At 62.9% G+C, this 11,715-nt stretch carries 13 protein-coding genes and 1 pseudogene; 3 read left to right on the forward strand and 11 right to left on the reverse strand.

Translation table 11 applies throughout. From position 1 onward, the window contains the following. The 9 genes from EOA29_RS11815 to EOA29_RS11855 form a co-directional block, all read right to left on the reverse strand. Positions 1–1,100, reverse strand: a 1,100-nt coding sequence (locus EOA29_RS11815; protein WP_127220927.1) for an ATP-binding cassette domain-containing protein, incomplete at its 3' end; no start/stop codon positions are given. A gap of 2 nt (positions 1,101–1,102) precedes the next feature. Beyond that, complete coding sequence (locus EOA29_RS11820; protein ID WP_189350612.1) at positions 1,103–2,197, reverse strand: BMP family ABC transporter substrate-binding protein; 1,095 nt, start codon at positions 2,195–2,197, stop codon at positions 1,103–1,105. Positions 2,198–2,230: 33 nt separating this feature from the next. Further along, positions 2,231–3,610, reverse strand: coding sequence for an amidohydrolase (locus EOA29_RS11825; RefSeq protein ID WP_126090773.1), 1,380 nt, complete (start codon positions 3,608–3,610; stop codon positions 2,231–2,233). A 1-nt stretch (position 3,611) separates the two neighbouring features. After that, positions 3,612–4,265: a glutathione S-transferase family protein gene (locus EOA29_RS11830; RefSeq protein ID WP_126090772.1), complete on the reverse strand. Its 654-nt coding sequence runs from the start codon at positions 4,263–4,265 to the stop codon at positions 3,612–3,614. After that, on the reverse strand, positions 4,262–5,107 hold the full coding sequence (locus EOA29_RS11835; protein ID WP_126090771.1) for an aromatic ring-hydroxylating dioxygenase subunit alpha: 846 nt from the start codon (positions 5,105–5,107) through the stop codon (positions 4,262–4,264). Before EOA29_RS11835 ends, EOA29_RS11830 begins: the two co-directional genes overlap by 4 nt. Next, on the reverse strand, positions 5,104–5,754 hold the full coding sequence (locus EOA29_RS11840; RefSeq protein WP_127220928.1) for a Rieske (2Fe-2S) protein: 651 nt from the start codon (positions 5,752–5,754) through the stop codon (positions 5,104–5,106). Before EOA29_RS11840 ends, EOA29_RS11835 begins: the two co-directional genes overlap by 4 nt. Positions 5,755–5,916: 162 nt before the next feature. Beyond that, the gene (locus EOA29_RS11845) at positions 5,917–6,150 is read right to left on the reverse strand and encodes an acylphosphatase (RefSeq protein WP_126090769.1); all 234 of its coding nucleotides are present in this window, start codon (positions 6,148–6,150) and stop codon (positions 5,917–5,919) included. 488 nt (positions 6,151–6,638) lie between these two features. Continuing rightward, the gene (locus EOA29_RS11850) at positions 6,639–7,457 is read right to left on the reverse strand and encodes an ergot alkaloid biosynthesis protein (protein WP_126090768.1); all 819 of its coding nucleotides are present in this window, start codon (positions 7,455–7,457) and stop codon (positions 6,639–6,641) included. Next, positions 7,447–7,914 (reverse strand): nuclear transport factor 2 family protein, encoded by a 468-nt coding sequence (locus tag EOA29_RS11855; protein ID WP_126090767.1) that lies wholly within the window; start codon positions 7,912–7,914, stop codon positions 7,447–7,449. The genes EOA29_RS11850 and EOA29_RS11855 overlap by 11 nt, the downstream gene beginning before the upstream one ends. Positions 7,915–7,973: 59 nt before the next feature. Here EOA29_RS11855 and EOA29_RS11860 point away from each other — a divergent pair, with 59 nt between their 5' ends. Beyond that, a complete protein-coding gene (locus EOA29_RS11860) occupies positions 7,974–8,585 on the forward strand; it encodes a TetR-like C-terminal domain-containing protein (RefSeq protein ID WP_126090766.1) in 612 nt (203 codons plus the stop codon). 288 nt (positions 8,586–8,873) lie between these two features. Here the strand turns inward: EOA29_RS11860 and EOA29_RS11865 are convergent, their stop codons facing one another. Then, positions 8,874–9,329 carry a MarR family transcriptional regulator gene (locus tag EOA29_RS11865; protein ID WP_210211974.1) on the reverse strand — a complete coding sequence of 152 codons (456 nt, stop codon included), beginning with the start codon at positions 9,327–9,329 and terminating at the stop codon, positions 8,874–8,876. Positions 9,330–9,609: 280 nt separating this feature from the next. On the opposite strand from EOA29_RS11865, the gene EOA29_RS11870 reads away from it, so the two are divergent. Next, positions 9,610–10,437 carry an alpha/beta hydrolase gene (locus EOA29_RS11870; RefSeq protein WP_126090764.1) on the forward strand — a complete coding sequence of 276 codons (828 nt, stop codon included), beginning with the start codon at positions 9,610–9,612 and terminating at the stop codon, positions 10,435–10,437. Between the two features lie 90 nt (positions 10,438–10,527). Continuing rightward, the gene (locus EOA29_RS11875) at positions 10,528–11,310 is read left to right on the forward strand and encodes an alpha/beta hydrolase (RefSeq protein ID WP_126090763.1); all 783 of its coding nucleotides are present in this window, start codon (positions 10,528–10,530) and stop codon (positions 11,308–11,310) included. 273 nt (positions 11,311–11,583) lie between these two features. Here the strand turns inward: EOA29_RS11875 and EOA29_RS42945 are convergent. Continuing rightward, positions 11,584–11,715, reverse strand: a pseudogene (locus tag EOA29_RS42945) (NmrA/HSCARG family protein); the annotation flags it as partial.

Raw genomic sequence — 11,715 nt, forward strand, 5'->3', positions numbered from 1 at the left:
TGTTTCAGGAGGCCGGAGGGATGGGCGGTCAGAAGGCTGTTGAGGACGAGCGACATTTCCGGCACCGCGCCGCGGCCCAGCCGCTCCTCCGGAACGAAGGCGAAGCCCAGCCGCCGGCGGGCAGCCGCATCGAGCGCGCCGACGTCCCTTCCCATCATGAAGATACGCTGTGACTTTTCGCGCGGCAGCACCGTCTCGCCCGAGATCAGCGCCGCGAGCTCGCTCTGCCCGTTGCCCGAGATGCCCGCGATACCGAGGATCTCGCCCGCCCGGACCGTCAGGCTGACGTCGGAAAGCGTCGCGGCGAAGGGATCGTCCGGCCGATGCTCGAGGCCAACGATTTCAAGGCGCTTTTCTCCGCCGGAATGCGCAAGCGCCGGCATGGGCTGAGGCATGTCGCGGCCGATCATCATGCGGGCGAGGTCGTGCGCGTCGTGATCGCGGGGATCCACATGGCCCGTGATGCGCCCGCCGCGCAGGATGGTCGCGCGGTCGCAGACCGCGCGGATCTCCTCCAGCTTGTGCGAGATGAACAGAATGGACACGCCGCCGTCGCGCAGCCGCCGCAACGTCTCGAAAAGCTTGTCCACCGATTGCGGCGGCAGGACGGAAGTCGGTTCGTCGAGGATCAGGAGCTGCGGTCGGGTCATCAGGCAGCGGATGATTTCCACCCGCTGCCGCTCTCCGACCGAGAGAGCATGTACGTGGGCAAGCGGATCGACCTCCAGGCCGAAGTCGCGGCCGAGCTTACGGATGCCTTGCGCAAGGTCCGATTTTTTCCCGGGCACGACCAGCTGGATGTTCTCCACCACCGTCAGCGTCTCGAACAACGAGAAATGCTGGAAGACCATGCCGATCCCCTTGCGTCTCGCATCCGCCGGGGACGCGAGCGCGAGGGGCTCTCCTTTCCAGCTCGCCGTTCCGGCGTCCGGCTGTTCGACGCCGTAGATCAGCTTCATCAGCGTCGATTTGCCCGCCCCGTTCTCTCCGAGGATTGCGTGGATCGAGCGCGGAGCCACGTCCAGATCGATGTCCCGATTGGCATGGATCTGGCCGTAGCTCTTGGAGATGCCGCGCAGCGACAGAAGCGGGGCGGTCATGGTTACTTGGGCAGCGGCGTGGTGACACCCTTGACGTGCCAGTCCATGGCGACGATCTCGGCCTCGGTCATTGTCTTGCCGGCGGGAACGCCTTCGCTGCCGTCGGCCTTGGCGATCGGACCGGCAAAGGGCGAGAAGCTGCCGTCGGCGATCTTGGCTTCAACCTCCTTGATCTTGGTCATGATGTCGGCCGGGATGCCCGGGTTCCAGTCGACGACTTCGACGACCTTGTCGCCGACACCCAAGAAGGCGTTGGCGCCCTTGAAGGTACCGGCAAGGTGGGCGTCGACCGAGGCTTTGAAGAAGGGCGACCAATCGGTCGCCACGCAGCCGAGATAGGTCTTGGGCGCGTATTTCTTCATCGACGAGTTGAGGTTGAAGGCGGGGATGCCGGCCTCCTCGCAGGCCGCAATGACGGAAGGCGTGTCCTGCGCGTTGGAGAAGATGACGTCGCATTTCTGCGCCAGCAGCGCCTTGGCGGCTTCCTGCTCCTTGGCCGGATCGAACCAGGAGTTCACCCATACGACCGAAATCTCGACATCGGGCTTCACCGCCTGTGCCCCCAGCGTGAAAGCGTTGATGGAGGTGATCAGCTCGGGAATGGCGAAGGCGGAGACCGAGCCGAGCTTGCCGGTCTTCGAAAGCGCGGCCGCCGCCATGCCCATCAGGTAGGTGCCCTGGGAATATTGGGCAGCAAAGGGCGAGAAGTTCGGCGCCACCTGAAAACCGGAAGCGTGCAGCACGGTGACGTCGGGATTGCGGCGCGCGATCTGCAGGGCGCCGTTCTGGTAGCCGAAGGAACCGGCGATCAGGAACTTGTTCCCGTCGGCGACCGCCTTGTTCATGATGCGGTCGGCGTCGGGGCCTTCCTGAATGTTCTCGATGATGGTGACCTTCACCTTGTCGCCGTAGGCGGCCTTGACCGGCTCGAGCCCGTCGGCCAACGCACGGCCCCAGCCGACGTCGCCGACCGGTGAGGGGACCACAAGCACGATGCCCAGCGGTTCATCGGCGGCAAGCGCGCGGCTACCCACCGCGGCGACGAGCCCGGTAGCGGCAGCGCCCTTCATCAATGTTCTGCGGGTAAGATTTGTCAGCATGTCGGTTCCCCTTGCTTTTGGTTTTGGCTTCTAGAATTCCACAGTCGCGAGCGCCGCCTCGGCTTGCGCGAACAGCCTGGCCTCGTCGAGCCCCGGGAATTCTCCCTTGGCCCAAACGACACGGCCGTTGATCATCGTCATGTCGGTCGGCGAGCCGATGCCCACCTTGGCCAGCAGGCTCAGCGGATCATGCCGCGTGCCGACATAGTCCATGCGCCGCGTGTCGATGGCGAACAGGTCGGCGGCCATGCCGGGCGCCAGCCTGCCGATGTCGCCGCGCCCGAGCAGCGCCGCGCCCCCGGTCGTCGCATAGCCGAGGAAATCGGCCGGCGGCGGCACCGGATGGTCGCGCGTCGACGCCGCCAGACATTGCAGCATGTAGGCGGAATGGATGCAGTGCATCAGGTTGGAATTGTCGTTCGAGGCGGCGCCGTCGCAGCCCAGTCCGACACTGAGCCCGAGGGCCGACATCGCCGGTATGTCGGTGATTTCGGCGCCGACGAGATAGACCGGCTCAGGGCAATGCGCGACGCCGGTGCCGCTCGCCGCCATCTTGCGCAATTCGTCGTGGGTCAGCTCCCAGCAATGGGCATAGAAGGCATCCGGCCCGCAGAAGCCGATCTCGGCGCAATAGTCGACCGTGCGCAGGCCGTGACGGGCCTGCATGACCGGGCTTTCGCCCTCGCCGACATGGGTATGCATGCGCACCTTGCGGTCGCGCGCCAGCGCCACCGATTCCACGAATGTCTCGCGATAGCAGTTGACCGGCTGGCAGGGCGCGACGACGACCTGGCGCATGCCGAAGCGACCGGCATCATGGTAGGCGTCGATCAGCCGGGCGCAGTCGGCGATGAACTCGTCCGTCGTTTCCAGCATGGCGTCGGGGATGGTCGAGCCTTCCGATTTCGGCAGCGTGTTGCCGCCACGTCCGGCATGGAAGCGCATGCCGAGCAGTTCGGCCGCCTCGAACTGCCGGTCGATCAGCCTTTTGCCGGCATGCCGCGGAAAGCAGTACTGATGGTCGAACGCCGTCGTGCAGCCGTGCTTTATCAACTCTGCCATGGCCGTGACCGATGCGTGATAGAAGCACTCCTCGGTCAGCCGCGAGAAGATGGGATAGATGCGGTCGAGCCATTCGATGACCGACAGCTTCGTCCAGTCCAGATCGGCGCGGTTGCGCACGAAGCACTGAAAGAAGTGGTGATGGGTGTTGACGAGGCCGGGATAGACGAACCAGCCGGCAGCATCCTGCGCGACGGTCCCGACAGGCATCTCCCCGTTGTCGAGGCCTTCGCCGATGGCCCGTATCGCCGGGCCGTCAGTCAACACATCGACATTGCGACGGACGCGCGGACCGTTGCCATCGTCCACGATGACCGCAGCGCAGTTCTTCAACAGATAGCCCGCCACGTCAGGTCTCGCCTGGGACGGGCTCGGGTCTGAGCTCGTGCAGCCGGTGGATGCCGGGCATCTCGATGAAGCCGTCGAGACCGCGGATCGCCCGCGACCACAGCCGGATCACGGGATAGGGATCGAGCGAGACGCCGCCGTCCGGCGCCAGCGCCACATAGGGAAAGCAGGCGATGTCGGCGACACTCGGCCGGTCCGACGCGAGGAAACGCTGGCCACGGATATGCTGTTCGACGAGGCCGGCTTCCAGCTCCCGCAGGGCCGTTGTCCCCTGTCCCTGAAGGACATCGATATTGCCCGGACGCAGCAGCATCTCATGCAGGCGCGCCGCCCCCAGGCTGGCGGTTAGCCGATGCGAGAAGGAAAGCCATTGCTGGACCCGCGCCGCCTCTGCGGCCGTATCGTTGCCCAGCCATTGCGGTGCCGCCTTCGCGGCGAGGTAGACCAGCATGGCCGAGGATTCGGTCAGGACGAGGTCGCCATCCTCCAGGATCGGGATCGAACCCGCCGGGTTAAGCGCCATAAGTTCGGGACCGCGATGCTCGGCACCAGGATGGAAGTCGACGGGCCGGATGTCGAGCTTCACCCCGGCCAGCGCAGCCATCAGGCGCGCCTTGTAGCAGCTCGGCGACAGCACATAGTCGTAGAGCTTCATTGCGCCACCAGTTGCGCGCCGTAGGTGTAGCCATGGCGTTTCAGCCAGCGCCGGTAGGCAACCGACGTCAGGTCGGCTCGCGTGGGAATCTCCATGCCGGGATCGAGCGGCAGCAGCCCCGGAATCTGGTTTTCAAGGATCGACCGGTCCTGGACGAAGATCGTCTGCTGGAAATGGATCAGGTCTGTCATCGGCGTCTCGTCGTCGAACAGCGCCATCCATGGCCACACGTCGCACAGGTCTTCGGCAAGAGGCTGCACGAAAAGCGTAATGACGTCCCATTCGCCCGGGCGCGGCGGACAGGTCTTGTAGAGGATCGAGCAGGTCGGCGCAGGCACGCGATACATGTATTCCGTGGTTATGCCGCCTTGCGCCGACTTGGCGGCCTGCGGCTGGTAGAACTTAACCTGGGTCGCCCAAACCTCGTCCTCGTCCTCGCGGATCTCGACCTTGTAGCTCTGGACCTCGGTATGCGGTTCGGCCCCCAATATGTCGGTATGGACGAACGGAAAATGCGCAATGTCCAGGAAGTTCTCGACCGCGCGCAACGGCGAGCAACGCACGCGCACCACCCCGACATCGACAAGCCGGCGGCCGGGCTGATCGGCCTCGGGGATCGCAAACAGCGCCTTATGCGGATCACCGGGCGACGCCCAGACATGGCCATAGCGCACGCAGACCGGCAGGGAGCGTCCGTTGCCCCCCGTGACCATGGCGTTTCCGTCGTCGCCGAGCCGCACCTCGATCGGTTCGCCCATGAGGGCCGTCTTGCGCCCCTGCGCATCGAGCTGGCTGGCCAGGCCGACCGGATACCATTCGTCGATCATCGCATTGCGGGTCATTGGCCGGCCCTGCCGCGCCGAATGCTCTCGGCCGCCCGCCGCAGTGTTTCGGCGGCCCGCGAAGCGGCGATCCGCTCGGTCGGATTGGCGTCCTCGCCCACCAGAACATGCATGAGCGTCCGCGCTTCCCCTTCGGGGGCAAGCAGCAGCCGCAGCGTCCGGCCATCGTGGGTATGGTCGAGCAGGCCTCCCTCGGCCTTCGCGCCCGCGGCCGCCTCCAGCGCCGCAGCGTCCGCTTCCACCATCATGGAACGCAGCGGGGTCACGCCGTCGAGCGGCGGCGGCGGGGCAGCGGCTTCGCCGACGGAGATCCATATGAGCCCGCCGCTGTCCTCGACGGCCTGGGTCGCGACGCGAATCGTCTCCGGCGGCGCAAGACCCGGATGGGCCGGGATGCGCAGGCAGTTTCCCGCCTGGGCATAGCTCCAGCCGTGATAGATGCAGGACAGGGCCTCGCCGCGCACGAAGCCATGGGAAAGCCGCATGCCGCGATGAGGGCATCTGTCGGCGAAGGCCGCCGCACGGCCGGAGCGGCTTCGCCAAAGGGCAATCGGTCCGACTGGGGATTGCGCCGGCATCACGGTTCCCGCCGGCAAGTCCGCGGAGAGGGCAACAGGCATCCATGAGCCGGTCGGATAAGGCGGCATGCATCAACTTTCAAACAACACCAGCATCTTCCCGAGCGCAGCTTCGCGGTCAAGGATATGCTAATAGGCCCGGGTTACGTTTGCACAACATTTCCTCACTGGCAATAATGCCCAAAAAAGGGGCACTCACGTCTCCCGGGCAAAGGCAGCGAGCTTCAAACCCTAGCTCGATTCGTTGTCGATCGGCGTCCGGCGAATGGTCTCGACCCAGACATCGATTGGTCCAAGAGAGCACCCCATCTCCATCATATCGATCAGTTCGGCCGGACCGGCGACGTCGAGCTCGATCCGATCGGGACCGGCAACGCATATGGCCTGCGCGAGCCCGAGCTTGGCGGCATGACGCTCGATCCACGGAAGGAAGGATGCCGCCTCGACATCGCCGAGGATCGTCATGTGCTCCCGCCAGGAATATCGATTTTGCTCGCTCACAGAAAACCTCGGCAATGAAACAGATATATATCTATCTATCTGCATTGTGCTCAATCGCTGAAGCACCCTGACCAAGCACCATGAACAGGCTGTGGTGTGGGGCTTGTGATCCCTCAATCCTCTATGACGTCCGCAAATTTTCGTCTGTGAGTAAGTTTCTGTCGCAACGCGCCAACGGGAGTATCATTGGAGGCATCTATTTTTGAGGCGTCGCCACGCCAGACCAGAAGTCGAAGATGGGAATGACCGCTATGTTCGATAGCGCGAACGCTGTGAGGGTGTCTCGCATACCGGGCAATGCGGAAATCTCCTGCCAGATCTGCCGGGTGCGATCGGCCTCCAACCCGTGGTCGGATTATGCGAGCATCCACGAGAACAGGTGAACAAGTCGCTACAGTCGAACAAGCGATACGCTTGTCACGCTGCTCACGTCATCCCTTTTCCCAGCGACCTTAGTTCCGGAGGATAAACTCATCGGCCGTTGTTGGCTGATGACCGGTCATCCTAAGCACGCCATCGGTCACGCGGTCCTCACTTCCCTGCTCGATGTTTGCGTCCATCGCGGCGAGCACTTTCGCATAGGCTTCGTCCAGCCCGCCTCGCCGATAACGCTCGGCGAGCAACTCGACGGTCAGACTTACATGCTCGATCTTGCGCCCGAGTGCCTTGGTGAGCTTGGCCGCTATGTCGGCATAGGACAATGCCTCCGGCCCGGTCAGAATGAAGTCCGTATTCCATGATTTTCTTGCAAGGAGCGCTTCAACTGCCGCGTCGGCGATATCGCCCACGTCAATGAAGCCGACCTTCCCGGCACCGGTCGCAGAATATATCGCACTCTCGTCCCTGATTGTTGCGAGATGCTGTTGTTCCGAGAAGTTCTGCATGAACCAGGTGGGGCGCAGGACCGTCCATTCCGGAGCCTTTCGTTGCAGATAGGCATGAACCTGCCCCATCATCGGCCCGCCGGCTTGCAGTGACGATGCGCTCAAGAGCACGAAACGCTGAACGCCACTGGAGAGCGCGATGTCGAGAACAGGCGGCACGATCGCTCCGTGGTCGCTACTGTCCGTCGGCGCGACGATGTAAACGGCGTGGATGCCTTCGAACGCGCGCCGGGCAAGTTCCGGCTGCTGCCAGTCGAAGGCGACGTCGCTTTCTGTTGCGGGCTTGCGAGTGCCGATCTTGGGAGTGGTGCCGCGTCCGACGAGCTTATTTGCAACGAGGCGTCCGGTCTTTCCCGTGCCGCCGATAACGAGGACCTCAGCCGTCATGTTTCGCACCCTTGGTCCGAGTTTCATTTGCCGCGTGCGAACCAGCTGAGGCCGCAAGCACCACAAGCGGATTCCAGTAGTCGCGATAGCGAGCGATCCGACCATCTTTCAGGTCGAGCATTGACACATAGTCCTGGTCGTAACGAGCGCCTGTTTGATTGGCGTATCCCTTGCAGCTGAACTCGATCGCGGCCGCGTCGCTCTGGGCTGAAACAAGAACCCGGCCGAGGGCCATGGACTCGATCGTGATCAACGTCGCGACCGTCGGAAGATAGGCTTCGAGCGCCGCCTTGCCGTCGAGCCTGCTGGTCCCGCCTGGCGGCGTGAACGGGAATTCGAAGAGAATGTCGTCCGTGCACATATCGAGGAAGGTTCTGGCGTCAGGGGCCAGCACGTCTCCCAGGGCCTGCCGAAGCAGGGCGGAAAGACTGGGGAAGAGATCGTGGTTTGTGGTCACGCGTCTTTACTCCTTCTGGATGGAACGATATCGTTCCGTTCATATAGAGGGATAGCTGGATGGAACGCAAGAGTATCGACGAAAATTTCCGACGGAAGCCGACCGGGGCCGCTGTCATGCGATCCGATCTGACGGATGCGCTCTACCGGGCCTTCTTTGAAGAATGGGCCGAGCATGGGTACACTGGACTGAGTCTGGAACGCGTTGCGGCGCGGGCGGGTGCGGGCAAAGCCGCCATTTATCGTCGCTGGCCCTCGAAACTGGCTATTGCCTCAGAGGCCGTCGAAAAGCTTGGCTTGGCCTTGACCGAAGTTTCCGACCGAGGCGGACTGACGGAAGAGCTTGAGGCCTATCTTCTCATGATGCGGCGGGCGCTCAGACATCGGCTTGTCAGAAGAATTCTGCCCGACCTCTATGCGGAGGGCGCGCGGTCCAACGAGCTCGCGCCCTTGCTGGCGAAATTCGCCGGCGCGCGACGTGGCGCCGGTGTTGCCATGATCGAGCGCGCTATCAGCCGCGGTGAGTTGCGACACAACATTGATCGCGAACTTGCCTTGGACCTGATACCTTCGGTTCTCTATTGGCGGATGATCATCTTGAAACGGCGGGTCACCAGAGAGCAAATCGGCCGGCAGGTGAAAGCTCTTGTCGCCGCTCTGAAGGCGAGCTGACTCCGGCTTGCCGCAGGCCCAGCTTCGTCGAGAAAGTTCCGCAGGCATTCGGCGAACTCAAGGCACAAATTGCTTGCGTTCGTGTATCCGCTTTGTCTGCATGCCTGTCGCCTGTCGCCTGTCGCCTGTCGCCTGTGGTCTTGCTCGCGCGAGCGCGTCGGCAGCGCTTCAAGCGGTTGGTACCGACGTCAGCCAACCTGCTGCAAGTTAGCAGACGCTCATCTTCATATCACCGTAGAAGGGGTCGTTTGTGGCAGAGGGCGAAATGCTACCTTACGCGGACATCTCTTAGGACGACTCTGACCTTTCGTCGGCGCCGCGCTGGAGCCGCTGTTGCACGAGCAGCATCTTGTCTTGCAGTTCCTTCAACTCATCCGTGGAAAAGCCCAATGCGCCCGCGACGCATGCAGGAACGCGCTCCGCCTGTTGCTTCAGCGACTTCCCCTGCTGCGTCAGGCGAATTCGCACCTGCCGCTCGTCTTTCGGGTCACGCGTCCTCGAGATCAGCTGCAATGCCTCGAGCCGCTTTAGAAGCGGTGTCAGCGTGTTCGACTCCAGCGACAGCGCCTGACCGATTTCCTTCACGGTCTGGTCGTCCTGCGACCATAGGCTCACCATCACCAGATACTGCGGATAGGTGAGGCCGATTTCGTCGAGGAGCGGCCGGTAGAACTGATTGAAGGCGTGGCCGGCTGAGTAGATCGAAAAGCATAGGAAGTTCTCCAGCTTCAGGAGGTCCGACATTGGGTTGGTCCTTTCCAAGGGCATTCGTCTCATCGTCCTAAAATAAATCGTGTACGCTTTAATCGCAAGCGCTTGACAGCAGGATTGGCATAAACTAGATAGATCGTGCACGATTTAATCGTCAACGAATGAAAAGGAAATGAAGCCCATGGGCCGGAACACATTCGAAATAACCCGCCGGGACACGCTCTTTCTCGGGACGGGCCTCGCGGCCTTCATGGCCGCCCCAACGCAACTTTTCGCCGCAACTGCAACGCTCAACTCACAAGGAGATTTGATCATGAGCACCATCACCACCAAGGACGGAACGAAGATCTTCTACAAGGACTGGGGTCCGCGCCAGGGTCAGCCCATTGTGTTCGCGCATGGTTGGCCGCTCTCTTCGGACGCCTGGGATGCCCAGATGCTTTACTTCGGAGGGAAGGGCTTCCGTGTCATCGCCCATGACCGGCGCGGCCACGGCCGTTCCGATCAACCCTGGGACGGCAACAACATGGATCAGTATGCCGACGACCTTGCCGAGGTCATCGAAGCGCTCGACCTGAGGAACGCCGTGCTCGTCGGTCATTCCACCGGCGGCGGCGAAGTCGCACACTATATCGGCCGCCACGGAACCGGCCGCGTTGCCAAGGTCGTGCTTGTCGGCGCCGTTCCCCCGCTGATGCTGAAGACCCCGGAAAACCCCGAAGGCACCCCGCTCGAGGTGTTCGATTCCATCCGCGCCGGTGTCGCGACAAATCGGTCGCAGTTCTACTACGACCTGACGATACCCTTCTATGGCTTCAATCGTGAAGGTGCCAAGGTGAACGAGGGCTTCCGCGAGAGCTTCCGCCTCCAGGGTCTCGCCGGCGGCATCAAGGGCCAGTACGATTGCGTTCGCGAGTTCTCGGAGGTCGACTACACCGAGGATCTAAAGAAGATCGACAGGCCGACGCTGATCATCCACGGCGGCGACGACCAGATCGTTCCGATCGCAGCCTCAGGCGACAAGGCTTCCAAGCTCGTCAAAGGCTCCACCTACAAGGTCTATGAGGGCAGCTCGCACGGGCTCGCTCAGCTCGAGGCGGACCGCTTCAACGCCGACGTGCTCGAATTCGTCAAGGCCTGATCCTCATCCGTGAAAACACAGCTCCCTCAGCCGCTTGCCTTCAGGCGGTTGGGGGAGACGACCACCACTATCAATCCAAGGAGATAAACCATGCGTAATTCGATCATCGCATTGGCTGCCCTGGCGGCAGCCTCCACCGCAACCGGCCCGCTTATCGCTGCCGAAGACAACAAGCCGACAATCGTTCTGGTTCACGGCGCCTTCGCCGATTCATCGAGTTGGAACGGCGTTGCCGATCTTCTGCTCAAGGACGGCTATCCCGTCGTCGCCATCGCCAATCCGCTGCGCAGCGTGAAGTCGGATGCCGACTATGTGTCGCGCGTGGTTGAGAACATCGGAGGGCCGGTCGTTCTTGTCGGCCACTCCTATGGCGGCGCGGTGATCTCGACTGCGGCCAATGGCGCCGAGAATGTGAAGTCGCTGGTTTATGTGGCCGCCTTCGCTCCCGACGCCGGTGAATCGGCGGCCGATCTGGCCGGCAAGTTCCCCGGCGGCACGCTCGGCCAAGCGCTTGCGGCCCCGGTCAAGCTCGCGGACGGCAATGTCGACCTCTATATCGACCAGGCCAAGTTCCACGGCCAGTTCGCCCAGGACGTTCCTGCCGAACAAGCCGCGCTGATGGCCGCAGGCCAGCGTCCAATAACGGAAGCGGCGCTGACCGAAAAGGCGGGAGAGCCGGCCTGGAAGGCTTTGCCGTCGTGGTTCGTCTATGGCGATGCAGACAAGAACATCCCGCCAAAAGCCTTGGGCTGGATGGCCGAGCGGGCGCACTCGAAGGGAACGGTCGTCATCGGCGGCGCCTCCCACGTCGTGATGGTTTCTCGTCCCGACAAGGTGGCTGACCTCATCGAGAAAGCGGCGACCGCAGAGTAAGCCACAGGGCGCCGGCGGCATGACTGCCGCCGGTGCCTCCTCTCCGTCGCGCTTCCGAGCATCGGCAATTCTTGTCCCGAGCCGCCTCCGGTCGAAAAACGTGAGCGACCGCCTTCGGGAAGTGCCGCGAAAGTCCGGGAAGGCGCGAGCACGACCGTCAGCTTGGTACCGCGTGGTGTCCGCTTTCGGGCAGTGGCAAGGGCACCATTCGACGCCGCGCTTTTCGTCGACTGGCTGCTCGACGCTGCGGCTCGCGATCGCGTGGCGCGGCCTTTAGGCCGCGCTCGCGATCCCGGCCGCAAAGTCGCGATAGGTGTGCAGGGGGCGGCCCAAAATACTGGTCAGCCGTCCAACGTCATCGGCCTCCGGGATCATGCCGTCGCTGACATAGCGCTCGGCCATCAG

It is taken from the genome of Mesorhizobium sp. M1E.F.Ca.ET.063.01.1.1 (assembly GCF_003998155.1).
In the GTDB taxonomy this organism is placed as follows: domain Bacteria; phylum Pseudomonadota; class Alphaproteobacteria; order Rhizobiales; family Rhizobiaceae; genus Mesorhizobium.